Source organism: Lentibacillus halodurans (genome assembly GCF_900112045.1).
GTDB classification, from domain to species: domain Bacteria; phylum Bacillota; class Bacilli; order Bacillales; family Amphibacillaceae; genus Lentibacillus; species Lentibacillus halodurans.
The window spans coordinates 39,079-63,010 of sequence record NZ_FOJW01000010.1 but is presented as its reverse complement, the minus strand read 5'-3'; the positions used below and the strand labels follow the sequence as shown (position 1 = coordinate 63,010).

General features: G+C 41.3%; 25 protein-coding genes. 9 read left to right on the top strand and 16 right to left on the bottom strand.

The window, feature by feature from the left end:
- Positions 1 to 66: 66 nt before the first annotated feature.
- The 9 genes from BM195_RS12630 to BM195_RS12590 form a co-directional block, all read right to left on the bottom strand.
- Positions 67 to 417 (bottom strand): cytochrome C oxidase subunit IV family protein, encoded by a 351-nt coding sequence (locus BM195_RS12630; RefSeq protein ID WP_090238799.1) that lies wholly within the window; start codon positions 415 to 417, stop codon positions 67 to 69.
- Position 418: 1 nt separating this feature from the next.
- Entirely contained in the window at positions 419 to 1,024 is a 606-nt protein-coding gene (qoxC, locus tag BM195_RS12625) for a cytochrome aa3 quinol oxidase subunit III (protein ID WP_090238798.1), read from the bottom strand.
- Between the two features lies 1 nt (position 1,025).
- Positions 1,026 to 2,960 carry a cytochrome aa3 quinol oxidase subunit I gene (qoxB, locus tag BM195_RS12620; RefSeq protein ID WP_090238795.1) on the bottom strand — a complete coding sequence of 645 codons (1,935 nt, stop codon included), beginning with the start codon at positions 2,958 to 2,960 and terminating at the stop codon, positions 1,026 to 1,028.
- 23 nt (positions 2,961 to 2,983) lie between these two features.
- Positions 2,984 to 3,913, bottom strand: a complete 930-nt coding sequence (gene qoxA / locus BM195_RS12615; RefSeq protein ID WP_090238792.1) for a cytochrome aa3 quinol oxidase subunit II — start codon at positions 3,911 to 3,913, stop codon at positions 2,984 to 2,986.
- Between the two features lie 271 nt (positions 3,914 to 4,184).
- Positions 4,185 to 4,880, bottom strand: a complete 696-nt coding sequence (locus BM195_RS12610; RefSeq protein WP_090238789.1) for an ABC transporter permease — start codon at positions 4,878 to 4,880, stop codon at positions 4,185 to 4,187.
- On the bottom strand, positions 4,880 to 5,728 hold the full coding sequence (locus BM195_RS12605; protein WP_090238786.1) for an ABC transporter ATP-binding protein: 849 nt from the start codon (positions 5,726 to 5,728) through the stop codon (positions 4,880 to 4,882). Before BM195_RS12605 ends, BM195_RS12610 begins: the two co-directional genes overlap by 1 nt.
- 153 nt (positions 5,729 to 5,881) lie before the next feature.
- Positions 5,882 to 6,829 (bottom strand): response regulator transcription factor, encoded by a 948-nt coding sequence (locus tag BM195_RS12600; protein WP_090238783.1) that lies wholly within the window; start codon positions 6,827 to 6,829, stop codon positions 5,882 to 5,884.
- 527 nt (positions 6,830 to 7,356) lie between these two features.
- The gene (locus tag BM195_RS12595) at positions 7,357 to 7,977 is read right to left on the bottom strand and encodes a DUF3298 and DUF4163 domain-containing protein (RefSeq protein WP_170848254.1); all 621 of its coding nucleotides are present in this window, start codon (positions 7,975 to 7,977) and stop codon (positions 7,357 to 7,359) included.
- A 291-nt stretch (positions 7,978 to 8,268) separates the two neighbouring features.
- On the bottom strand, positions 8,269 to 9,171 hold the full coding sequence (locus BM195_RS12590) for a 3-hydroxyacyl-CoA dehydrogenase (protein WP_090238781.1): 903 nt from the start codon (positions 9,169 to 9,171) through the stop codon (positions 8,269 to 8,271).
- A 578-nt stretch (positions 9,172 to 9,749) separates the two neighbouring features.
- Between BM195_RS12590 and BM195_RS12585 the strand changes: the two genes are divergently transcribed.
- From BM195_RS12585 to BM195_RS12580, 3 genes are all read left to right on the top strand, one after another.
- A complete protein-coding gene (locus tag BM195_RS12585) occupies positions 9,750 to 10,166 on the top strand; it encodes a helix-turn-helix domain-containing protein (RefSeq protein ID WP_090238778.1) in 417 nt (138 codons plus the stop codon).
- Between the two features lie 213 nt (positions 10,167 to 10,379).
- Positions 10,380 to 10,460: a putative holin-like toxin gene (locus BM195_RS19195; protein ID WP_425283921.1), complete on the top strand. Its 81-nt coding sequence runs from the start codon at positions 10,380 to 10,382 to the stop codon at positions 10,458 to 10,460.
- Positions 10,461 to 10,834: 374 nt separating this feature from the next.
- Positions 10,835 to 12,331: an aldehyde dehydrogenase family protein gene (locus BM195_RS12580; protein WP_090238775.1), complete on the top strand. Its 1,497-nt coding sequence runs from the start codon at positions 10,835 to 10,837 to the stop codon at positions 12,329 to 12,331.
- 87 nt (positions 12,332 to 12,418) lie between these two features.
- On the opposite strand, the gene BM195_RS12575 is transcribed toward BM195_RS12580, so the two are convergent.
- From BM195_RS12575 to BM195_RS12560, 4 genes are read right to left on the bottom strand one after another with little or no spacing between them, the layout of a single operon-like run.
- A complete protein-coding gene (locus tag BM195_RS12575; protein WP_090238772.1) occupies positions 12,419 to 12,850 on the bottom strand; it encodes a hypothetical protein in 432 nt (143 codons plus the stop codon).
- Complete coding sequence (locus BM195_RS12570; protein WP_090238769.1) at positions 12,841 to 13,191, bottom strand: hypothetical protein; 351 nt, start codon at positions 13,189 to 13,191, stop codon at positions 12,841 to 12,843. The genes BM195_RS12575 and BM195_RS12570 overlap by 10 nt, the downstream gene beginning before the upstream one ends.
- A 1-nt stretch (position 13,192) precedes the next feature.
- Positions 13,193 to 14,065: an ATP-binding cassette domain-containing protein gene (locus BM195_RS12565; RefSeq protein ID WP_090238766.1), complete on the bottom strand. Its 873-nt coding sequence runs from the start codon at positions 14,063 to 14,065 to the stop codon at positions 13,193 to 13,195.
- A 5-nt stretch (positions 14,066 to 14,070) separates the two neighbouring features.
- Positions 14,071 to 14,439 carry a GntR family transcriptional regulator gene (locus tag BM195_RS12560; protein WP_090238763.1) on the bottom strand — a complete coding sequence of 123 codons (369 nt, stop codon included), beginning with the start codon at positions 14,437 to 14,439 and terminating at the stop codon, positions 14,071 to 14,073.
- 183 nt (positions 14,440 to 14,622) lie between these two features.
- On the opposite strand from BM195_RS12560, the gene BM195_RS12555 reads away from it, so the two are divergent.
- The 3 genes from BM195_RS12555 to BM195_RS12545 all read left to right on the top strand — a co-directional run bounded on the left by BM195_RS12555 (position 14,623) and on the right by BM195_RS12545 (position 16,935).
- On the top strand, positions 14,623 to 14,886 hold the full coding sequence (locus BM195_RS12555; protein WP_170848253.1) for a DUF3231 family protein: 264 nt from the start codon (positions 14,623 to 14,625) through the stop codon (positions 14,884 to 14,886).
- A gap of 19 nt (positions 14,887 to 14,905) precedes the next feature.
- The gene (locus tag BM195_RS12550) at positions 14,906 to 15,610 is read left to right on the top strand and encodes a DUF3231 family protein (protein ID WP_090238757.1); all 705 of its coding nucleotides are present in this window, start codon (positions 14,906 to 14,908) and stop codon (positions 15,608 to 15,610) included.
- A 335-nt stretch (positions 15,611 to 15,945) separates the two neighbouring features.
- Positions 15,946 to 16,935 (top strand): acrylyl-CoA reductase family protein, encoded by a 990-nt coding sequence (locus tag BM195_RS12545; RefSeq protein ID WP_090238753.1) that lies wholly within the window; start codon positions 15,946 to 15,948, stop codon positions 16,933 to 16,935.
- A gap of 372 nt (positions 16,936 to 17,307) precedes the next feature.
- Here the strand turns inward: BM195_RS12545 and BM195_RS12540 are convergent, their stop codons facing one another.
- Both BM195_RS12540 and BM195_RS12535 read right to left on the bottom strand, forming a co-directional pair.
- Positions 17,308 to 18,723: a dipeptidase gene (locus BM195_RS12540; protein WP_090238751.1), complete on the bottom strand. Its 1,416-nt coding sequence runs from the start codon at positions 18,721 to 18,723 to the stop codon at positions 17,308 to 17,310.
- A 492-nt stretch (positions 18,724 to 19,215) separates the two neighbouring features.
- Positions 19,216 to 19,563 (bottom strand): winged helix-turn-helix transcriptional regulator, encoded by a 348-nt coding sequence (locus BM195_RS12535; RefSeq protein WP_090238748.1) that lies wholly within the window; start codon positions 19,561 to 19,563, stop codon positions 19,216 to 19,218.
- A gap of 165 nt (positions 19,564 to 19,728) precedes the next feature.
- On the opposite strand from BM195_RS12535, the gene BM195_RS12530 reads away from it, so the two are divergent.
- Complete coding sequence (locus BM195_RS12530) at positions 19,729 to 20,787, top strand: LLM class flavin-dependent oxidoreductase (RefSeq protein WP_090238745.1); 1,059 nt, start codon at positions 19,729 to 19,731, stop codon at positions 20,785 to 20,787.
- Positions 20,788 to 20,799: 12 nt separating this feature from the next.
- Positions 20,800 to 21,366 (top strand): NADPH-dependent FMN reductase, encoded by a 567-nt coding sequence (locus tag BM195_RS12525; protein ID WP_090238742.1) that lies wholly within the window; start codon positions 20,800 to 20,802, stop codon positions 21,364 to 21,366.
- A 132-nt stretch (positions 21,367 to 21,498) separates the two neighbouring features.
- Here BM195_RS12525 and BM195_RS12520 read toward each other — a convergent pair whose 3' ends face one another.
- A complete protein-coding gene (locus tag BM195_RS12520) occupies positions 21,499 to 22,059 on the bottom strand; it encodes a DUF3231 family protein (RefSeq protein WP_170848252.1) in 561 nt (186 codons plus the stop codon).
- Positions 22,060 to 22,341: 282 nt separating this feature from the next.
- Between BM195_RS12520 and BM195_RS12515 the strand changes: the two genes are divergently transcribed.
- A complete protein-coding gene (locus BM195_RS12515) occupies positions 22,342 to 23,916 on the top strand; it encodes a BCCT family transporter (protein WP_090238736.1) in 1,575 nt (524 codons plus the stop codon).
- The last annotated feature ends 16 nt before the right edge of the window (positions 23,917 to 23,932 follow it).

Sequence of the window (23,932 nt, the reverse complement as noted above, 5' to 3'; positions counted from 1 at the left end):
TGCAGGTATTTAAAAAACCTCTTCCATCATATTCGGAAGAGGTTTTTTAACGCTGGTGATGTATCTTTATTCCTGTTCGTGCTGTTCATGCTGCTCATGCCCGCCATCATCGTTATGATCATGATTAAACCCGAATGACATGGTAAACAAAGATCCTGCAACGACAATGGCTGCAAGTATAAATCCATGAAAGATCATTTGCCATGGTGCGTGGCCTGTTCCGCGCTCAATGATATGCATGAACATGAACAGCTGAATGCCTGCCTGAATGACAGCCAGCGCCAGAATCAAAATAATGATCCATATCACGGGCAAGTTGGAGTTAAGTGCTGCCCAGGCTGCAAGCACTGTCAGGACGATCGACATCACATAGCCTACAACATGCTGAATCGGAATCCGTTTGGAACGATTTGCCATACTAAACCACCATCCCGATCAGATAAACACCGGTAAAGATGAATATCCAGATTACGTCTAAAAAGTGCCAGTACAGACCGATAATGAATACTTTTCTGCTTGTGACAGAAGTGATGCCCCTTTGAGCAAGCTGGACAAGCAGCAGCGTGGCCCAGCCGATCCCAAGTGTCACGTGCACGCCGTGTGTACCTGCAAGGATATAAAATGCAGACCAGAATGCACTCGACTGCAGTGTAGCACCTTCACCTGCATAGTGAACAAATTCATAGATTTCAAAGCCAAGAAAGCTTAAACCGAGGATTAATGTGATGATCAGCCACGTCATTAAGCCTTTTACCGAGCCGCGCCGCATTCCATGAATCGCAATTCCGCATGTAAAACTGCTCGTCAGCAGGATGAACGTCATGACAAGGACAGTTCCCGGTTCAAATAGCTCTGCTGGTGGCGGGGCATCTGCAGTACGGTTAAACAGTACGGCATATGTGGCAAATAATGTTGAAAACAGCACGATTTCCGCCGCCAGAAAAATCCAAAAGCCCAGAATGTTTAGTTGACCTTCTTTTGTCTGATATTCCAGCGGTTTGGCGTTCGATCCGTCTGCATTCATGCTATAACCTCCTCGCCGAGCGTTCTGTTTGCTTAATTTCATCCACTTCAACATGGTGGCCTTCATCATAGTCGAATGAACGGATGCCCATCATCACAAGTGCACCGATCAGTCCGGCAACTGCAAGCCATATCCATTCGAAAACAAGCGCGAAACTGGCAAAGAATAAGATGGCCATCATGATAAACGGCTGGCCGGTACTGTTCGGCATGTGAATCGGTTCAAGTTTCGACTCGTTATAAATGGTTTTATCCTTTTGCTTCATATCCCAATGGGCATCATGCGACTCAACATGCGGTACAATGGCAAAATTGTAATGAGGCACCGGTGTCGGTGTCGCCCATTCAAGCGTCCGGCCATCCCAAGGGTCGCCCGTTTTTTCACGTTCACTGTGACGGTAACTGTAATAAATGTTGAAAACAAAGACGGCAAAACCTATTCCCATCACAAATGCGCCGACTGTTGCGATTTGATTCAGCGGCATCCATTCTGGTATGATATGGAAAACTCTGCGCGGCATTCCGTCCAGACCCAGGAAATATTGCGGGAAAAAGCACACGTGAAAGCCGATGACGAAAAGCCAAAAGCTCCATTTGCCGATTCGTTCATTAAGTTTGTGCCCGAACATTTTCGGATACCAGTATACAAGACCGGCGAAGCAAGCAAATACAGTACCTGCAATCAAGACATAATGGAAGTGGGCGATCAGGAAGTATGAGTTGTGAAACTGATAATCGGCCGCTGCCATCCCCAGCATGACGCCTGTTACACCGCCGATAACAAAGCTCGGTATAAAGGCAAGAGCCCACATCATCGCTGTTGTCATCTGTATCTTGGATTTATACAGTGTAGCCAGCCAGTTGAAAATCTTGACTCCGGTCGGAACGGCGATTGCCATCGTCGAAATCGAGAACACGGAGTTGACAAATGCGCCTGCTCCCATCGTAAAGAAATGGTGGACCCAGACAAGGAAACTCAGGCCTGCGATTAAGATAATCGACCAGACCATAACGTTGTACCCGAATAATCGCTTTTTGGCAAATGTTGAGATGACTTCCGAAAAGATACCGAATGCCGGGAGTATTACAATATAGACTTCCGGGTGACCCCACATCCAGAATAAGTTAGCCCACATCATTGGCAGCCCTTCACCGGTCACAGTAAAGAACTGAGAGCCAAATATTCGGTCAATGGTCAACAGCGCCAGTGCTATCGTCAAAATTGGAAATGCAAACACAATAATGAACGATGTGATCAGCGTTGACCACGTAAAAATCGGCATTTTAAATAGTGTCATGCCTGGAGCACGCATTTTAATAATCGTGACCATTAAGTTAATACCGGTTGCTAATGTTCCAATACCTGACAGTTGTAAGGCGAGCAGGTAAAAGTTTTGGCCCGGTCCCGGACTCATCGCAGCTCCTGATAACGGAGTGTAACTAGTCCAGCCGGCATCAGGTGATCCGCCGATGACAAATGAAATATTGAATAACAGTGCCCCGAAGAAAAAAGACCAGAAACTCAATGCATTGACGAATGGAAATGCAAAGTCACGCGCTCCAATTTGGAGCGGCACAACAATATTCATCAAACCAATTAGAAACGGCATCGCCATGAAAATAATCATGATCGTTCCATGTGTTGTAAAAACTTCATTATAATGTTGTGCATTCAAAAAATTCATATCTGGGAAAGCAAGCTGTGTCCGCATCATCAGTGCATCCATACCGGCGCGGAACAACATTGCAAGTGCACTTAAGATATACATGATTCCAATCTTTTTATGGTCAACGGTGGTCAGCCATTCACGCCACAGCCATTGCCATTTTTTAAAATAGGTCAGCAGGAAGATGATGGCACTTGTTACAAGTACAATGGCAACCATTCCTGCATAGATAAGCGGTTCTCCAGTAACGAAAAATTCATCCAGCTGCATTCATATTCACCTTCTTTTTAGGCTCACTTATGTTCATGGTTTTCACCATTCTCCAGATGCAGTAATTCACCAAAAGCATCCCAATGCCGTACGACTGAATAATCTCTGCCTTCATTCGTGCCGTGGTCGACCCACGCAAGATGCGTTGATGAGAATGCCATTTTACCCTCTAGCCCTGGTTTTAGCAGTGAATCATATTGATTTTGCGTTAATTCAGGTGCTTCGTTTTGTATCGATGCCACCCAATTCTGGAATTCGGCACTGTTTTCGGCATGGACTTTGAATGTCTGTCTAGCAAAGCCTTCACCGTTAAAATTGGAGTTACGCCCATCGTAAATACCTGGTTCATCAGCCTGCAGATAGAGTATCGTCTCCATACCGGTCATATTGTACTTTTGGCCGCCTAAAGCAGGAATCCATAATGAAGCCATTGAATCAGCCGAGGATAATCGGAATTCAATGGCCCGATTCGTTGGAATGTGCAAATAATTGACGGTTTCGATGCCTTGTTCCGGATAACTGAAAAACCACTTCCAATCAGCGGACGTCGCATAAATGACAAGCGGTTCCTGATCATTTGACGATTCTGGTGGTTTTTCCAGGTCAAATAATGTTGATACAGTTGGAATGGACAGCGCTGTTACGATCATGACGGGGATGATCGTCCAAATGATTTCGAGCGTCCGATTACCGTGCAAATCCGGTTTGTAGTCATTTTCTTTCCGGTTTGGTTTATCCCGATATTTTATGACCATAAAGGCAAACAGGGAAAATACAACAACGACGATTCCCATCATAAATACCAGTGAATACAGGATCAAATCTTTCTGGCTTTCACCAACCGGACCTTTAGGGTCTAGAACAGTTAATTCACTGCAGCCGCTAAGCAGCAATATAATTCCAAGGAGTATCAAGACAATCCATTTGTTCAGATGCTTCCGTGTATCTCTCAAGAGGCAACACCCCAGCTATTAAGTTAGTGATTTGGTATTCACTATGAATCTAGTGTTTATCGTATGAACCATTGTATCAGACAGTTTCCCGTTTTGGCTGGCTGTCAATCATTCGTTGAAAATTGGTCATGAATTTGTGATACTTTGTTCATAAAATATTTAGAAACGGCCTTGACAGGAAAATCGATTTCAGAAAAATTTCAAAAAAAGACAGCCGCATTCTCATTTGAAAATGCGGCTGCACGCCGGAATAAAAGATACCAAGGCTTTTTTAATCATCGGTTGCTGTCTTTTTAAAACAGATATACATGAACAAGGCGGCACCTACGACCCAAAGTGCTATGATGCCGATGGAAGACCAGGAGTTGTTATCGTGCGCCTCAACGGCCTTCATGATCGGAAATGTTTCGGCAATGGCAATGGTCATACCGCCTTCATTAAGCCCAAGAGAATAAATAATCGGTGTAAAACCGAACAAAAACATAACCGGCATCAGATAGGCAGACGTAGCCGCAATCGACTTTGAAAATAGTCCGATACCAATACCAAGCAGCAGAAAGAACAGAAATAATAAAATTAACCCTATGATCGCCTGGACATTGAGGAAGGGTTCTATACCAATGATCATTAAAGATACAGCAAGGGATATCATGGTTATCAGTCCTGTTACTAGACTTTTTCCAATAATAATGTCGAAAAAGGAAGCAGGTGACAAAATAAGTCCGCGCAATGTTTTCTTTTCATTCTCCTCAGCCATCATTGTCATCATGCAGCTTGCTGTGACCGCCGAAAAAGTCACCCCGACAATCAGATATATTAGCATAAGTGGAAGTTCCTCACCATCACCCATCCGATCGTAAATTAACGCCAGTACGACAGGGATGATCGGCATCGTCAGCAGCATCATGTTTTTCATGAAGTCTTTTATATCTTTTTCAAAAATAGCACTTATACGTTGAATGTTCATTATACCAGCTCCTTTCCGGTCACTTTTAAAAAGATCTGACCAAGTGTCGGATTATCAGTATGCATTGTTTTTACTTGTCCGCTTGCAATCAGATCTCTAATTTGATCGGCATTGCCACGCTCGTTTTCAATGACCAGTTTATCACCGGCAAATGTTTCCACATGAAAAGCATGGGTGGAGTACTTGTAGCGAAGTACATTGGGACTGTCCAATTCCTGCAGTTCACCATTGTGCAGAAATGCAACACGGTCGCATAACACCGTCGCTTCTTCCATGTTGTGTGTTGTTATAAATATGGTTGTTCCGGCTTCATTTAATTTCTGCAACCCGCGATGGATTTGTGCTGCATTCCCGGGGTCAAGCGCAGATGTCGGTTCGTCCAGAAAAACAAGATCAGGTTTATGCATAAGTGCCTTTGCGAGCAGAACCCGCTGTTTCATCCCTTTAGACAATTTCGAGACTGTTTTCGACCGCTCATCCTCCAAATTCACTTCTCGCAGCATGTCATCAATGTGTGCCAAAGGGGCGTTGTAAAGTCTGCAGAACAGTTTTAAATTATCGTAGACAGTTAAACGTTCATACAGTGAACTGTTGTCGGATAATATCCCGATTCGTGCTTTAAAATCAGCTGTCCCAAAACGGTTTGAGTCAATCCCGAGTACCTTTACGTCACCCGTTGTTTGTCCGAGCTCTCCGGTTAATATTTTGATGGTTGTTGTTTTCCCAGATCCGCTCGGTCCAAGGAGCCCGAAAATTTCTCCCCTTTTCACATTGAAGCTAACATGTTTGATGGCAGCATTTTGACCGAATACTTTCCGCATTCCCTTTACTTCGATTGTATTTTCCACCTGAATACCTCCTTCAATGTATTGTATCAATCGTAATTAATATCGCTGACGAATGCAGTCATATCAGGTCGGAATGTACTAAAAGAAGGGTGAAGTGTACCGGTTTTGCGTTAATTCCACATCAGAAAAAACCGCAATCGGGATGAATTGTACCTATTTCAGGCTGAATTTCTCCTGGATATCCTGAATTTTCGTACGTGACAGCGGAATGGTTGATTGGATCTGGTTGTCAATCCTGAGTGAATACGTATTTTTGGACCATGTGATGATTTCGCGTACTTTCTGCAGGTTGACAATATAGGATCGGTGACATCGGTAAAAACCGTATATCTCCAATTTTTTTTCAATTTCCGTCAATGTGGAATCCATCGCATAGGATTCACCATTGATAACGATCATCGCTTTTCCGCCCTGACTTTCAATGTAGTCGATTTCCGGGGGATCAAATAAAATCACTTTATCATCCACTTTTGCTGGTATTTTAAATAAATTTTTAGTCGCCAGTGTGGATGTTTCGGTTTCCGTTGTATCGTTGTCTTCGTTATCGATCTCAATCTGATGCAGGCCTTTTTCCTGCAGTTTATACGCCACATCACCAAGCAGCAGGGCATGTTCCATGTTGGATACTATGACAAGAACTGGCGTGTTATTGTCTGTGAGTTTTTGCAGCATATTGATAAAGGTATTTATTGTCCTGATATCAGCTCCATGGATCGGCTCCTGGAATATCATCGGATACACACCCGACATAAAATATTTGGCATAGTATACTCGGCGGATTTCAAATTCCGAGCACTTGTGAAGAGGTACGGTTGCGTAGGTGTGCAGTTCAAACAGGACGAGAATTTCCGCTAAAGGTGTCTGGCAGCCAAACCACTTACGATAGAATGCGATATTCGACCTAACTGTCAGTCGTTTGTATAACCCATCCTGCTGATCAAATACTGTCATACTGCCATTATTTTGGAGTGCTTGTACCAGTTCACCCTGCATATCCGTGTCACTGTAAATGGTGGTGATATAGGAATCTTCTATGGTAAGAGAAAACGATGGAAGTATCTCACTGTTTATCATCTTAAGATCTAATTTAAAAGGTGCCATTCATACAAACTCCTGTTCAAAAGTGAAATCGATTCAACATAAATGTAGTATAACATGAACATCACCGGCAGAAATCGATTAATGGAAAATTTAAAGAATCAGGCCGACTGTCGTTATCATTGTTTTCAACAGCCATATCTGTTTATCATATTCTAATGTTCTGCAAGGGGTGTAAAGAGATATTGCTTATCCATTGCATTCGATCTCTAATATACTTATATAATTCATCATTAATCCCATATCACAGTGTATTGTCGGGAGTTTCAGCAGAGCCGGATCATTTCTTGTGAATTTCTTTGCCAATTCCGTACTTCGGAACTGTTGGGATAGGTCCCTTTTTCCTTTTCTGACCGGATTTTTTCAAGAATCATGTTGAATTCATATGCTGTCTCTTTTAATGTATGAACATCAACATGATTATAGTAATCTTTCATATCGTCCAGCTGTGTCTTCTTGTCATTTGTTAGGTAAACGATAAAACATAGAATCACGTAAGGTTCAAGGGTAAGTTACTTTTATTGAAATCATTATTGATGAACGGCCATACGCCCGAGCGGACCGTTTTTATCAATTATATCCTCGATGGTATAGACAGATATCGGAAACATTGGGAATCCGAAAACATAAGGCGTTATTTCATACAGCTGAAAATAGATGACAAGCGATTTATCGGCGATATAAAAATCCTGTTCAGGCTGAATATCGACTTGATCGTCGAAGGTTGGGATATCACGTTGCAGGATTTGCCCATTTATCAGGTCAGATAGCCGTTCAACGTAATTGCTTCCTGATTTAAACAAATCACTTAAATTGCAGCGTTTTCGTTGCTGTAGGTCAAAAGTCAGGGATATGATATAAGTCATGCCATGTGCAGCTTGATCATGATAGGCATAATTCGATAAGGATAAACTCAAGATATCACGCTGATTATTTTTGATTTCAAATGAACCGTCCATTTCCGCAAGCGAGGTCGGCATATCATTAATTTGCTTGTTAATCATATGTTGCGTTTCATACATAATTGATTGGTTGATGAACGCTTCCATTAACTGATCCCGCATATCGAACACCATTGGATAAACCACCTCAATGTCCGGTCCGCTGGTTATTTTTGCTGGCTCAATATGAACAGGTAATGATGTCGGCACTTTATTCACCCTTTCCTGGTTATGCGCCTAATGTATTCCTGGAAGAGGGGAAATGTGCGCCTGTAAATGACCGATTTGTTCCACTCACATGAAGAGATGAGACGTATCTCATTTCTTCATAAATAACCCCTTTCAATATTTTGTCTTCATTATTTATCCGACCTCTCAACGTCCGGAAAGCTCTTTGCATTAAAAAACAGTCCAATTTATTCGAAACGGACTGTTTTTAAAACATAGGCTGTTTCTATGTCTTCACCGTTTATGATTGTTTCTTAGTGTTTAAAGACATGTTCATTCATTTTTTAAAAAATCTTCTTCCATGAAATTCGGCTCAGGGTATGTGTAGAACCCTTCTCCCGTTTCCTTTCCAAGTTTTCCTTTGTCGATATACTCTGTTTTCAATAACTCGGCTAATTTTTTGAACTCCTGATCGCCTGTCTTTTCCGCTTTTGCAAGTGTAATATTATAGGCGGTTTTGATCCCTACAACGTCCAGGATGGCAAATGGGCCCTGAGGTGCTCCTGTTGCCAGCATCCATGTTTTATCGATTGTTTCCACATCAGCAACTTCCTTCACCAGAAGCTTTTGAGCGGCTTCCAAAAGCGGGACTAATAACGAATTCAAAATATAGCCAGGCTGTTCTTTATGTAATGGCAAAGCAACCATTCCAATAGCTTTTGCAAATTTAATCACGTCATCAAATACTTCTGGATCTGTTCCTTGATGTTTCATGATTTCCGCTGTATTGTTTTTCCAGATTTCATTGGCGAAGTGTAATGCCAAAAATTTCGCCGGACGGCCAGTTGCTTCTGCAAATTGACTTGGCATTAACGTAGAAGAATTCGTTGCAAAAACAGTCTTTTCAGGAGTCACTTGCCCTAATTCTTTATAAAAATCAGTTTTAATATCGACAACTTCAGGAATCGCTTCAATCACGAGATCTGCATTACGAGCTGATTCTGATAAATCAGTATGGAAGGAAATACGGTTATATGCTGCATTGACATCTGCTTCACTTGCTTTCGCAGCTTTCTGATAACGTGGCTTCAAATTCGCGATTCTTTCTTTTGCATCTTTTATTGCGTCATCATTAATGTCGTATACGGATACATCAAATCCTTCGAACGCAATTTGGTAGGCAATCTGACTTCCTAATACGCCGCTGCCCGCGACAGTAATACTCTGATAATCCATAGCCATTCTCCTTATTTCTGTATTATAAATGACAACTTTTATTATAAACGTCTATGGAAGAAGAATATAGAAAAATGCTTTTATTAGAAATTAATTTAATAGCAAATGCCAAAAGTTCCTTCATAGCGTGGCGAAAGTGTCGCCACTTTTTACATACCTTAAAAAATGAATATTTTTATAATTATTTATTTATCATAGAAGCATAGAAATAAATCGTTTAGCGGATAAAATCTTAGTATAAGTTTATCGTGCTGGTGAACTGGATAAATCTGTATAAAAGCGGGAGAAAATTGATGTTCGGACTGCTCTGTGCTACAGCCTTATGGTAAGGGGGAAGGGGAATCGTACCAAAAAAGGTATTTTTCGTTAAGGCAGGGAATATAAATAAAGAGAGCTTTCTTTAAAACGGATGGGTTCAATTGTCCGTCAGAACCCTATCCATTTCTGCCTTTATCAAATGTTTCGTGTATAACATTAATCACATCTTCTTCTTTATCATTTTGAAGCGCGAATTTAAGGTCTGCCATCGGTTATCCTCCTTTCAGCTATAGCTTGTCCGGCTCTGAGGTGATCTATACATGAAAGAAATAACAATCCAACTGAAAGATGAAACGTATAACCAGCTTAAAGAACTGACTGAGTTAGAAAATTTAATCAACCGCCATCGAGATAAAAACAGACATGACAATTATAAAATTGAGGATTTTGTGGTGGGTTCTGTTATTGATAAAATGGAACAGATCAGCCATTTTGATGCTATCAATCCATTCATGGAAAACAGCCAGCAGCCGGTCATTAAAAACCGGTTTAAAGAAATAGCCAAAAAGAAAAATATTTACATAAAGGATATTGCCGAGCAATTAGACATGCAGCCGCCAAATATCAGTAAAATATTCAATAACGTCTCACAGCCCAGGCTTGAGTTATTCATCAAATTATGGCTTGTGTTAGGACGCCCACCATTGCACGAATGTATATATATTGAGGAAGACTAAGCTCTGACGCTTGGTCTTCTTTTGGTTTTTACAAGCATTGTCATAGGACAAGCCGGCATCTGCATAGCCTTAAACATCATCGCAATATAAAAAGGATATCAAAAACATTATGTATTAGACATGATTACTCCAGCAAATCTGAATTTATGGTTAATGTTTCTGTAAAGGGTGACCTTTGAAAATTCCTGATTCAAAAGGGAAGGATGACAACACATGACAGTATTTGAATCGCTGGTTCTAATGATTTCCTTTGGGTCATTAGTGGCTGCGATCTTGTCAAACCGAAAGAATTAACCACTCCATCAATCTTGCTCGTGAATAGGGTGGTTAGCTCTCCTTTCAAAATGGGTCAACCCATTCTCATTACGGGAATGGGTTTGAATGTGGTGTAAGCATTACGGCTCTTTTCCTGCATACGTTTAATGAAGACATTTTTAATAATCCCAGATGGAAAAATTTCATTTTGCTGTAAAGCCATATTTGATCACTTGTATCATATTATGCCGCATTCTTGTTATGTGTTCACTATATGATTATGTGTTACCAGGTGTGTGTTTCAGTTTCATGCAAACACATTTCTTGTATGATATTTTTTATCGCAGTTAAAATAATAGCAGAATTGTTAGTTGATAAATACCGAACAAACGATAGGAAAGGAAGGGATTTAGATGTCAGACAAGCCAGTCGTCATTGATGCGATTATCAATGGCGAAAAATACAAGGCTGAAAAGCAGGAACCAAGGGAAAACCCGGCACATCCGGATAAAGTCGTTGGGTATGCACCGGTTAATACGAAGGAAGATACGATCAAGGCGATTGATGCGGCAAATGATGCTTTTGCCAGCTGGCGGAAGTCAGCGCTTGACGAGCGTATCGAACGAATGCGAAAAGCTATTCAAACCATTAAAGATAAGACACCCGAGATTGCCCAGCTTCTTTCCAGGGAACATGGGAAGCCGGTTTATGATTCAGAAGGTGAAATTGGTGTTTCGTTAGCCTGGATGGAATTTGCGTGTGATAATGTGAAAGATGTACTGAGCAGTGAGATCAACGAACATGATGGTGGCGGCAAAACGATTATTGCCAGGGATGCGATTGGCGTTGTTTCCGCTATTTCGCCATGGAACTATCCTATTTCACTGTCAACGATAAAAATTGCCCCCGCTTTGTTGGCCGGCAACACTATGGTTCTCAAGCCAAGTCCTTTGGCCCCATTAGCCGTCAGCAAAGTAGCTGAAATCATTGCGGATGAATTTCCGCCTGGTGTTTTGAATCTGGTGCACGGTGAAGCGGATGTAGGGGTTGAGCTGACATCAAATGAAAAAGTCGCTAAAATTGCTTTTACGGGTGGCACTGAAACAGCAAAAGATATTATGAAATCCGCCGCTGACACGATTAAGAATATGACGCTGGAATTGGGCGGCAACGATGCTGCGGTTGTGTTGGATGATTTTGATGTTGATGATGAAGAAGCGATGCACCGGTTAGTCATCTCCAACTTTTTGACAGCAGGCCAAATTTGTATGATTGCTAAGCGAATTTATGTTGACCGTAAAATATATGATAAGTTCGTGGAAAAATACATTGAAGCCGCCAACAAGTGGATTCGTGTCGGTGATCCATTCGATGAGAATGTCACGATTGGAGCTGTCAACAACAAGAAGCAAACGGAGGTTGTTCAAGACTTGGTTGACGATGCCGAACGTAAAGGTGCAGAGGTCATAAAACTTGGAAAAGTACTTGATCAGGATTTATATGACAAAGGCTATTTTATGCAGCCTACCGTAGTACTGGGCGCTGACTATAAAGACCCGATCGTTGTGGAAGAGCAATTCGGACCAACTGTGCCGATCTTGCCATTTGATGATGATGAGCATGCACTTGAATTGGCCAATGACAGCATTTATGGCTTAACCAGTTCTGTTTGGGGTAAAGAAGAGCACGCTGTTAAAATTGCCAGACGCATACAGGCTGGCACGACAATGATTAATACAGCAGCCGTTCAAGGCTTGGATGTCCGTTTCCCGTTCGGTGGTGTGAAACAATCCGGGATTGGACGGGAATATGGAAAAGAAGGGCTGCTGGCCTATATCGAAACACATGTCATCAATTTACCGGATACGTTAAGTTTACCTTATATTCCAGAAGGCGGAGAAAGTGATTAAAACTTCTGAGAAGACCTTGGAGATTTGATGAAAATTGAATTGGCAGGAAGCCCCCCTCCTGCCAATTAAATATTGGGTGTTATGGCTTTACATTTTAATCGTCACGTCTCGGGTGAACATTCGAATAAGCCAAAGCATAACCCCTACAATCATGATGGTACCAATAAATGATCCATAAAGCGGGAGGCTGATCGAATCGAATGGCAGCCAATGAGATAACGGTTCATCCAATTCAGTTCCCCAAAGCAAATCACCAGTCGTGATAAATACGAACGACAATACGATAAATCCTAATCCGATAAACCAGCCAAATCGATAGAAGCCTGCACTAATCATCCAGCCGACAACATAATAAGCAAGTGTGTTTAAACCATACATAAAAAATGATACTAACCAGCTGCTGCTATGAACAAGTATGGATGAATCCATAATGTCTTTTGGCAAAAAGATACCAATACTGTTATCGCCATTTCCAGTTAACGATCGATCCAGTGTTACCGGTGAATCAATTATTCCCAAAAGGGATATTCCAAACCGGTTAATAGCGTTACAGCAAATGTCATTACAAGGGCAATTCCGGCTGCGGAAATAGCTGATCCTATAAAATAATCTTTTCTGGTTAAACCATGATGGACATAATATGTCAGAAATGCGTATACTGAAAGAAGCCCAATCACGAGCATATAAATTTTGGCGGAACCGTGTGAAAACGCCATAAAGTCCATCATTGAGTTCCCAGAATTTATGAAAATGAAAATGATATGGGCCAATGCAACAAAAAATAAAAACCACAAGGTCCACTTCATTTGTAAGGTAAACATATCAATCGCAATTTTAGAGAAAAAAGATCTTTGACTCATATTAAACCTCCTCACTTGTTAAATGAATGAATAAGTCCTGCAGGGAAATAGGACCAACCTCCAAACCTCTTCGCTGTGCTTCGCTTCTGCGTGCATCATCCAACTCACCATAAACCATAATGGCTTTTGTATTTCCTAAATGCTGTTCGTTGAGCTGGGTCATACCACTGACAAATTTATCTGCTTCCTCTGCAGGACCGGTAATCGATGCGCCTTTAGACACCAGTGTTTCGTAGTCTTCGTGCAGTACGAATAATCCTTGATCAATCATAATGACGTCATCAAATAAATAATCCATTTCTGAAACAAGATGTGTTGACAAAATCATGGTGCGCGGATGATTTGTCTGATCTTCCAGCAGTTCTTGATAAAAAATTTCTCGTGCTGGTGCATCCATGCCGAGATAGGTCTCATCAAAAATCGTGATTGGTGCCCGTGCTGCTAGCCCCATCGTTACCTCAAGTGCGGATTGCATCCCTTTGGAAAGTTTATTAATCGGTTTTTTCAATGGCAGTTTAAAACGATCCGCCAGATATAGGGCATAATCCCGGTCAAAATATGGACGGTACCGTTCAACATTTTTAAGCATACCCTTGACATTTTCCCATTCCTCTTTGTAGTCGGTTTCGTAATGAAATGCTACATGCTGCATGATTTTGGCATTTTCAAAGGGATCTTCACCACCAATTTCAATGAAACCTTCCGTTACTTTCCGGAAGGATGCGAGCAATGTAAGGAGGGACGTTTTCCCCGCACCATTTCGTCCAAGCAGACCATAGATTTTTCCGCTTTCCATTCTAAAAGAACAATCTTTCAATGCTGCAAAACCGTTATAGTATAATGACACGTTATTCACTTCCACTTCAAGCTTCATACTGATCACTTCCTTTTTACGTGTTTGATGAGCGAAATGATTTCGCTTTCCGATATTTCCAGCTTATTCGCTTCCTGGATGAGCCTGACAACGTAATCATCCACAAAAGCTTTCTTTCGTTTTTGAATAAGTTTTCTTTTTGCACCTTCAGTGACGAACATGCCGACCCCTCGTTTTTTGTACAATATCCCTTCATCAACCAGCTGTGTTATCCCCTTTGAAACTGTAACGTGATTGATTTTATAAACATTAACCAATTGATTTGTTGAAGGAGCCTGATCATCTTCCTTCAGCTGGTTGTTTAAAATTTGATCTTCAATTTGTTCGCGAACCTGCAGGAAAATAGGTTTATGATTATTAAACGGCTTAATCAATGGGCAATCACCACCTTGATAATGGTTATATAGTATTACGGTTATATAGTTATGTATATAACTATAGCGGATAGCTTTTACGACGTCAACTCATTATTATACTTAGACCTTTTAGCTGCTTGAATACATTCATGAACTGAAGGGAAAAATAAATTAGACTTTTAAATGCTGGAGGCGTTATCATTGGATAATACAGAACAATTAACGGCACAGGAAGTTACAAATCTTTGGAGTTCTTACCTTGGTAATACGATGGCAGTCGGATTCACCAAATATTTGATCAAAATTGCCAATGATACAGATATAAAACATTCATTTGAACATGCACTAAGTTTAGCTACATACGAAGTGGATGGGGCTAGGGAATTATTTCGCCACTATAATCACCCGCTTCCGCAAGGTTTTTCGGGTGAAGATTTTAATATGACAGCACCCCCCCCTATATAATGACTCGTTTATCCTGTTATTGAAATATTCGCTGGCGGAAGATGCCGGTACACTTTACACTGTCGCTCTGGCCGAATCGACACATGCTGATGTGCGTCAGTACTATTATACGTGTTTGACGCGTACAGTTGATTTGATTGAGGAACTCACTGGCCTTATGGACAAAAAGGGGCTGTTAAACCCGAAAATTCAAGTCCCAACGCCTGGCAGTATTGAGAAGGTTCAGGACCAATCGTTTGTAGGCGGATGGTTTTCAGGGAACCGTCCGTTAAATACTATGGAGATTACAAGGATTACAGCATGTTTCCGGCATGTGGAAGTGAAAAAAGAATTGCTGAACAGCTTTGTCCAAATTACGTCATCAAAACAGCTACAAAAACATTTTAAGCGTGGTGAGCAACTCACAAAAAAACATCTTGAAGTCATGCAGGACTTGTTGGACAGGCATGACTTGCCTCATCTGCAAACACTGGAAAGTGATGTGACGGATAGTACAGTTCCCCCATTCTCAGATCGTTTAATGCTGTTCAAAATATCTGTTTTTGTATCAATGATCATGGGGCATTATGCGACAGCGCTTTCAACCGTCATGAGAAAGGATATCGGTGTTGATTTTGGAAGACTGATGTCGGAAATAGGTTTATATGGTGAAGATACTTTGAACTTGATGATTAAAATGGGTTTTTTGAATCAGATGCCATTGGCGAAAAAAACTGAAAGGTGATCGTCGTCTGCGGAAAGAACAAGGTAATAACGGCAGGAACAATTATTGTGCCATGTGAGTTTGAAACGTCTCCAATTGAACGCCCTAACAAAAAGGTTAGCATTTTTAAAATAATGATCCCTTAGGACTTGGCTTAAATACTGGGATATATCCAGTTGTTATCGCAAGTCTAACAGAAATGGATTCGTGAATTTCACTGCGCTGCTTTCCTATAAAGCATATTAATTTATAAACGCCTCAATTGATTGCTACAATAAACAACAGTACTTGTATTTGTGAATACCATCATTAAATTTTTAGATGACTAGCTGTTATGAAGGGAGTTTGTTTAAAATATGGATACGTTTCAAGCACTAGTACTCGATCAAATCGGTGATCAGACGAATTTAAATGTCAAACAATTGCACATGGGTGATTTACCGAAAGGCGACTTAACCATTCGTGTTGCTTATTCCAGTGTTAATTTTAAAGACGGAATAGTAGCCATCAATCAACAATTTGTCGAATCTTACCCTTTAATACCAGGCATTGATTTAGCAGGCACCGTAATTGATTCACAAGATGGTCGGTTTGAAGTGGGTGATGAGGTCATTGTGACGAGCTACCAATTAGGCACAGGCCATTCTGGAGGGTTTAGCGAAGTGGCCCGAGTACCTGCAGATTGGGTAGTTCCCCTGCCAAAAGGCTTGTCTCTAAAAGAAGCTATGATCCTTGGGACAGCTGGTTTTACCGCAGGGTTATCCGTCCAAAGGCTTGAAGATAATGGCTTGAAACCCGGTCAGGGTCCTGTCTTGGTTGCAGGTGCTACAGGCGGCGTGGGCAGTATTGCCGTCAATATGCTGGCTAAAAGAGGTTATGACGTTACAGCCAGTACAGGTAAATCCCGTGAAACGGATTATTTAAAAAGGTTAGGAGCAAAAGATGTTATTAATCGCGAGGAGATCGTTGATACAGATCAGACGCCAGTGCGTGACGAAAAATGGGTTGGAGCTGTTGATCCTGTAGGCGGTAAAACACTTCAATACATTCTGAGCACATTGAAATATGGCGGGTCTGTCGCTACATGTGGTTTAACAGGTGGGACAGAGGTTTCAACAACAGTAATTCCTTTCATTTCAAGAAGCATTAATTGGCTTGGTATCGACTCAGTTGAGTACCCAATGGATCAGCGGGTAAACATCTGGCATCGTCTTGGCGATGATCTTAAACCGGCCATGCTGCATGAAGACTTGGTTGAAGAAATTTCATTAAACGAACTTCCTAATGTATTAAGGGATATCTTGAATGGTAACGTACGTGGGAGAACACTTGTTAAATTGCAGTAGGTCAGTTCAATGACATGAACCGTACGCAGTGATTGGCTCGAGCCATTGAGGGGGCCTTTGTTATTTTTGTCGGACATGATTTAATGCTATTAACCATTAGCGTTAAAACATTCACCATACCCATAGGTAGCACTTCCCTCCACAGGAAGGCTCCGAGAAGGAAAGAAAGTGTACCTGACCCCTCATGTAAAGCCAATATATTATAATTTTTATTATACCATGTATTTGCGGTCTTTCTTTCGGTATAGGCTTGATAATAATCATAGAGCAGTAACTTCTTTTTCAAACGAATAGAAAAGAGCAGGATTCAATTGATAATCCTGCCCTTTAAAAATTTGCTGGGTATTACAATTGTAGATGATCCAAATTCATTTAATCACCAATATAAAATATCCTTGTCTCTCTTGTAACTTTCCCTGTTTTGTTAGCAGCTTCAAAGGTTACCACATGGAAACGTTCCTGCAAGTCTTCTTCAAGCTGCAGTGATAATGTTGATGTTTCTTCATTATAATCAGGTTCGTAGGTGATGCCATCTACAATAACCTTTAAACTGTTTTCATCAACAGCTGGTCCTTTTTTCGTCGCGATGTCTGCTTTCAGAAGTGGTGTCCTGACGTCAATGATCTCGCCCATCTCATAATCCGGCTTTATGACAGGGCTAACACCGCGTTCATATGGATCGTACTTTGCCGCTTTTTCGACTTCTTTAAGTACACGCAGTGCATTTCCGCCAAGCAGTTTTTCAATCTCCTGCTTTGAATATCCTCTGCTTGCTAGTTCCTCCGTAATTCCAGGCATTTCTGATGCATTCTGAAGATCAGACGGCATCGAGGCACCGTCAAAATCAGAGCCAAGTCCGACATGGTCAATGCCAATCAAATCAACAGCATATTCGACATGGTCGACGACATCTTTAACATATCCTTCTGAGTCGTCTGTCAAAAATGCAGGATAAAATACGATGTTGATCAACCCGCCATTTTCTTCAAGTGCCAGCAGCTGTTCATCAGTAAGGTTTCGCTGGTGATTTTTCATTCCATTAACACCTGAATGGGAGGCAATGACGGGAGCCTCAGTGACTTCCATGACATCCCAGAAGGTGTTTCTGGACATATGTGAGACATCAATAGCCATACCAATATCATTCATTTCTTGAGCGACCTCAGCACCCAACGCTGTCAGGCCACCTTCAGAGGGCGTTCTTTCAGAGTCGCCATATACTCTGTCAGCACCTTCTCCCAGGGCATTGGAATAATTCCAATTAAAACCGAGGACTGTTACGCCAAGGTCATCGTATTGATGCAGAAGCCCCAATGCATTGTGTTCTTGCAGGGAGTAGGCACCTTCGATTGTCGGGATAGCTGCAATTTTATTATCTTTGACTGCTTGTCTGATTTCTTTGGTAGTGGAAGAGATGTTGAGGTCATCAGGATTTTGTTCTTCTGTCCAATACAAAGCATTAATCAAGGCTAATGTCCTGCTTATACTGCGAGGATTATTGTCGTAATACCCCGAAGTATATGCCGCAAAGAAGGGTGCGTCGATTCCGCCTGTCTGCAGTTTAGGGATATCAAGCTGAAATGATGTTTCGTCTCCGATATCTGTTTCAGGAAGCCATGTATCCTCATTGATCACCTTCATCATTGTGTCATTGTGGCCATCGATAACTGTAGCATCGAAATGGATCGACTCAGTATCCTGCACCTCGACAGGTTGTGCCAAGACTGATGTAGAGGTGAAAGATAGGAACAAAATAGCGACAACTAAATATAAAAATTTCCGCTGCATAAAATTTCCTCCTCCTAATCGTGTTATGAATAATTTTACTACTCACATTAATTTGTACAATAGTTCGAACGTAGCGTTTGTACAGGCTTTTTAACTACTGGGACGAAAGAGTTATTGATACTGAATGAACGCCTATTGCATAGGGTCAGAAAAATGTATTATTTTGGAATATCTTGTTTGTCATAGTAGAATAGGAGTATGAAAAATTTAATAGGTGGTTTGACTGTTGCATTATTATACAATGGATAGGTAACATCACTTATGAATGATTTGGAAACTTAATTGGGTTCATTGAGGAGGATGCAGTTAGAATAGAATCTTATGAAGTTTATAAAATGATTATTGCAAATCAGAGATAAAGTGTGGAAACTGTGAATTAACAGAAGAAATAGATTGCCTGTAAAACCAAATAAAATGTCGTTTAAAGACTCTAATAAGATCTATACATTTGTTTTAATTGGGCCTATCGTTTTCTAAGCAGATAGGTCCCGGTTAACGATTTTCTGCTTTTATTTTTTGCTTCTTATGCATCACGTGCTGTTTTCCCCATTCATGCATGGCTGCCAATATGGGTTCCAGGCCCTTGCCATATTCGGTGATGGAATACTCCACTTTTGGCGGAACCTGAGGGTATACAACCCGTTCAATAATATCTTCATCTTCCAATTCCCGTAACTGCTTTGTCAGCATCTTCTGGGTAATTCCGGGCACATTTCGTTTCAGTTCACTGAATCGCTGCGTACCTTCCTTCAGCAAATGCAGCAGAATAATCGGCTTCCACTTGCCGACTAATATACCTAAAGCATCCTCCACACGGCATAATTCCGGCTCTATGTCCATGTTAATCCCTCCAGTAGTATCTTTTTGTATACTATATGACATGAAAGTGCGTACTTCCATTATTTTTTATTATAGTTCATAATAACATATTGATGGGGAACAATGAAGGTGATAATGCAAGGTGAGACAATATAAATCATTTAGAAATGAAAGGTTGAGATATAAATGGAAAAATACCGTATTGATCCAAGCAAAGGTCTGGAATTTGGCCTTTATACGCTGGGAGATCATTTGCCTGATCCATCAACAGGTGAGCGGATTTCTGCCCAGCAGCGCCTTCATGAAATCATTGAACTGGCTAAGCTTGCTGAAGAAGCAGGTCTTGATTTCTTTAGTGTTGGGGAAAGTCATCAGGAATATTTCGCAACGCAGGCGCACTCGGTTGTCTTGTCAGCAATTGCTCAGGCAACAGACAAAATAAAAATCGCCAGCTCCTCGACGATTATCAGTACGCTGGATCCTGTACGTGTATATGAGGACTTCGCAACGATTGATCTGATTTCAAAGGGTCGTGCGGAGATTGTTGCCGGTCGTGCGTCAAGGGTAGGGCTTTATGATTTATTGGGATATGATCTTCGTGATTATGAAGAACTGTACGAAGAAAAATTTGATCTTTTAAGGAAGATCAATGAAGAGGAAGTTGTCAATTGGAACGGGGAATTCCGTGCGCCATTGAAAAATGCCAGGGTTCTTCCGCGTCCACAAAATGGTTCGTTGCCGATTTGGCGTGCCGTTGGTGGCACACCTGCCAGTGCGATTAAGGCCGGTTATGCAGGTGTTCCAATGTTCATGGCTCATTTAGGCGGACCGGTTTCTGCATTTAAGCGAACGATTGATGCTTATCGTGAAGCGGCGCAGCAAAGCGGATTCGACCCATCAGAGCTGCCCGTTTCTACGGCTGGTTTTTTCTATACGGCTGAAACAACACAGCAGGCGCTGAAAGAGTATTATCCCCATATTAATGAAGGGATGAAAAAAACGAACGGACAGGGATTTCCGAAGCAGGGTTTTGCACAGGCAGCGGATACACGCAGTATTATCAATGTCGGCAGCCCGCAGCAAATCATTGAAAAGATTCTGTATCAGCATGAACAATTCGGCCATCAGCGGTATATCGCCCAAATGGATTTCGGTGGCGTTTCATTTGATCAATTAAAGCAAAATATTGAGCTGATTGGTAAAGACATTTTACCAGCAATTAAAAAATACACGGCAAAAAACTAGGAGGCACAGCGCATGAAGATTGTCGTTCTATCCGGTTCTAAAGTCGGATCAAAAACAAAAACAGCTATGGATTATACAGTAAAAGCTATTCATGACAAATATCCGGACGCTGATGTGACAACAATTGATTTGGCCGAGTATGACGTACAGTTTAGTGATGGGCGTAACTATTTGGAGTATGAAGGTGATACAAAATATGTTGCAAAAACGATCATGGAAACAGACGCTATCATGATCGGAACACCCATTTTTCAGGCATCTATACCGGCGACATTGAAGAATATATTTGATCTGCTTCCTGTCAATGCGTTTCGGAATAAAGTTGTCAGCATGATTGTGACAGCGGGTTCACCCAAACATTTCTTAATTGCAGAACAGCAATTAAAACCTATTTTAACTTATATGAAGGCACAAATTGTCGGGACGTATGTTTTTATCGAGGAAAAAGATTTCTATCGAAAAGAAATTACAAATGATGATGTGCTGTTTCGGATTGATCGACTGGTTGAAGATACAGTCAAATTAACGGAAACCTTTACTAAAATCCGTGAAGCGAAAGAAGCGGCATACAATTTTTAGAACCAATTGAATATCTCATGCCAACTGTTGGAATTGGTAGAACAGCTCCAACAGGAAGAACGTCATGAAGGAATAACCCTCACAGCTTTGCTGCCAAAGCACAAGAGGGATATTTTTTTACCCATATGAACATTATTTTTTAGGATGGGGAGTCCCTGGTGGCTGGTAATAGGGCGGGACTATCAGCCAGCCTTTTTGTTGCATTAATTCTTTTGCTTTGTACCCTAAGGATAATTTTTCGGCCTGGAATTTGATGAACATAAGGCCAACATCCGTACGAAGGCACTGACTTGCAGCGGCTGCACACATATTCGCTGCTACTACAAAGTTGATATTAATCGTGTTTGCCAGTTCGTTATCTGTGAATTTTGTACCAACCGGAACAGTACTGGGATCGGAATTCGGCTTGCTTTCCGGGGAAGCTGGCAAAGTCACGCCTTCTTCTTGCATCAGTTTCGTTAACTGCTTTTTGTGGGAATTTGCTATTTTAAATCCGTCCTGATAAAGTTCTTTGACACCTGGATCTGTTGTTGTATTAAGGCCTATTTCTTCATAAGTGATGATATTGTTCACAAAAGCAAGGCATGTCCAGCAAGCCATGGCTTCACCCACGTGCAACGGATCTTTTTTGTTATCTGTCAAAGATTGAAGAATAGTCGATGCTGATTCAAAGAGCTGCTCAAAGTTAGGCATTTTAATATCCTCCGTTATGCTATGTTCCTTCTTGATATTTTGGATCATCTTCATGAAAATATACATCGTCATTTTTGGGTTTTAGGGAATATAAGGACTAAACAAACATGAGAAGGATATCAATACAAATATCCTTTTTGTATAATTTTTCAAAGCTAACCTAAGTTTATAAATGACATCACGTGGTAATAGGTACAATATATTTCTTTATCTGTAATTGGGACGAAGGGATAAGTTTACTATCCTCTCCCTGACCGCAAATTTGTGATTGGAGGTTTCTAAATGGAGAAGGAAAGTAAAGGGTTAAGTGGAAGACTAATTGACCATAGAATTTTTGCTCCATCTTTAGTTATTGTTATTTTAATTTGTATTCCTTTTGCGTTGTATGAGGATCAATCGCTGGAAGTCTTGAACACCATTTTCGATCAGATTGTGGGAATGTTCACTTGGGGCTACATATGGTATGCGATCATTCTGGTTGCGGCAGGTCTTTTTTTGTCATTTTCCAAATACGGGAATGTTGTTTTGGGCGATCCGGCAGAGAAGCCACGCTTTAATTTATTTGAATATGCTTCCATTTTAATTGCTATGGGGCTGGGCTCTACGATTATGCGGACTGGTATGACCGAATGGGCGAATGTGGCAGTGGATCCCCCGTTTGGTGCTGAAGCCCAGTCGGCGGAAGCATTGCTGTGGGGAAATGCCTACAGTATGTTTATGTGGAGTTTCCAGGTGTTTGCGATCTTTGTGATGGCAGCCCCCGCTATGGCGTATATTTTGCATGTCCGCAAGAAACCATTTATGCGGATATCCGAAGCATGTCGTGTCATCTTTGGGGATCAATTTACGGATGGTATCGGCGGTAAAATACTGGATATCATTTTTCTCGTCAGCATTCTTGCAGGAGCAGCGGTTACGTTAGGATTGGGCGCACCGATTGTCACCTACAATTTAGCTGAACTATTCAATATTGATATTACGTTCGGGCTAACGCTAGTTGTAACAGTGGTTTGGGTGTTTTTATTTTCCTTGAGTGCTTATTTGGGGATTGAAAGGGGCATTAAACGATTAAGCACCTTTAATATGTATCTGGCTGGTGCGTTTGCTTTGTTTATTATGATCATTGGTCCTGGTATTTTTATTCTTAACTTTTTTACAGACAGTCTTGGTCATTTATTGGCTAATTATGTTGATTTGTCCATTTATACGGACTCTGTCAATATGGAAGGTTCCACATATGTTGTCAGCAATACGGTATTCTGGTTTGCCTACAGTGCAACATGGGCGATGCTGCACAGTGTGTTTGCCGCTAAAATATCCCGGGGAAGAACTGTTAAAGAAATGATCCTGACGTATTTGTTAGCGCCTACGCTCCTATCCTGGGTCGCTACAGGTGTTTTAGGAGGTCTTGGTGTACATCAGTATTTGACCGGTGAAGTTCCTGTATTGGATGTTGTACAGGAGGATACGATGGCAGCTATACCGGCTATATTGTCCTCATTGCCTTTATCGTCTATCGTTCTGGTCATCTTTATCGTTATTGCAACGATCTTTTTAACGACGACATTGGATTCGACGACTTATACAATCGCATCCTATACAGGCACTAAAAACATGAGTCAGGCAGAGCCATCAAGGGCATTAAGAATTATTGTCGCTGCAATCATAACTGTACTGGCATTGCTATTAATGCGGATCGGTGGCCTGCCTCCGTTGGAAGTTCTTTCCGGTCTTATGGGAATCCCGATCATTATCATACAGTTTTTGACCATTTATGCCGCTAAAAAAATGATGGATGAAGACAGGGCGTGGGTCCATAATGTGCGTAAGCGGAACAAGCAGCAGCAAAGTAAATAATAATCCTGCTGAATAA

What these genes read in the sequence shown, in the direction of transcription:
- BM195_RS12630 (WP_090238799.1), bottom strand. Translation starts at nt 417, where the DNA reads ATGGCAAATCGTTCCAAACGGATTCCGATTCAGCATGTTGTAGGCTAT.
- qoxC (WP_090238798.1), bottom strand. Translation starts at nt 1,024, where the DNA reads ATGAATGCAGACGGATCGAACGCCAAACCGCTGGAATATCAGACAAAA.
- qoxB (WP_090238795.1), bottom strand. Translation starts at nt 2,960, where the DNA reads ATGCAGCTGGATGAATTTTTCGTTACTGGAGAACCGCTTATCTATGCA.
- BM195_RS12610 (WP_090238789.1), bottom strand. Translation starts at nt 4,880, where the DNA reads ATGAACATTCAACGTATAAGTGCTATTTTTGAAAAAGATATAAAAGAC.
- BM195_RS12600 (WP_090238783.1), bottom strand. Translation starts at nt 6,829, where the DNA reads ATGGCACCTTTTAAATTAGATCTTAAGATGATAAACAGTGAGATACTT.
- BM195_RS12590 (WP_090238781.1), bottom strand. Translation starts at nt 9,171, where the DNA reads ATGGATTATCAGAGTATTACTGTCGCGGGCAGCGGCGTATTAGGAAGT.
- BM195_RS12585 (WP_090238778.1), top strand. Translation starts at nt 9,750, where the DNA reads ATGAAAGAAATAACAATCCAACTGAAAGATGAAACGTATAACCAGCTT.
- BM195_RS19195 (WP_425283921.1), top strand. Translation starts at nt 10,380, where the DNA reads ATGACAGTATTTGAATCGCTGGTTCTAATGATTTCCTTTGGGTCATTA.
- BM195_RS12580 (WP_090238775.1), top strand. Translation starts at nt 10,835, where the DNA reads ATGTCAGACAAGCCAGTCGTCATTGATGCGATTATCAATGGCGAAAAA.
- BM195_RS12570 (WP_090238769.1), bottom strand. Translation starts at nt 13,191, where the DNA reads ATGAGTCAAAGATCTTTTTTCTCTAAAATTGCGATTGATATGTTTACC.
- BM195_RS12565 (WP_090238766.1), bottom strand. Translation starts at nt 14,065, where the DNA reads ATGAAGCTTGAAGTGGAAGTGAATAACGTGTCATTATACTATAACGGT.
- BM195_RS12545 (WP_090238753.1), top strand. Translation starts at nt 15,946, where the DNA reads ATGGATACGTTTCAAGCACTAGTACTCGATCAAATCGGTGATCAGACG.
- BM195_RS12540 (WP_090238751.1), bottom strand. Translation starts at nt 18,723, where the DNA reads ATGCAGCGGAAATTTTTATATTTAGTTGTCGCTATTTTGTTCCTATCT.
- BM195_RS12535 (WP_090238748.1), bottom strand. Translation starts at nt 19,563, where the DNA reads ATGGACATAGAGCCGGAATTATGCCGTGTGGAGGATGCTTTAGGTATA.
- BM195_RS12530 (WP_090238745.1), top strand. Translation starts at nt 19,729, where the DNA reads ATGGAAAAATACCGTATTGATCCAAGCAAAGGTCTGGAATTTGGCCTT.
- BM195_RS12525 (WP_090238742.1), top strand. Translation starts at nt 20,800, where the DNA reads ATGAAGATTGTCGTTCTATCCGGTTCTAAAGTCGGATCAAAAACAAAA.
- BM195_RS12520 (WP_170848252.1), bottom strand. Translation starts at nt 22,059, where the DNA reads ATGCCTAACTTTGAGCAGCTCTTTGAATCAGCATCGACTATTCTTCAA.
- BM195_RS12515 (WP_090238736.1), top strand. Translation starts at nt 22,342, where the DNA reads ATGGAGAAGGAAAGTAAAGGGTTAAGTGGAAGACTAATTGACCATAGA.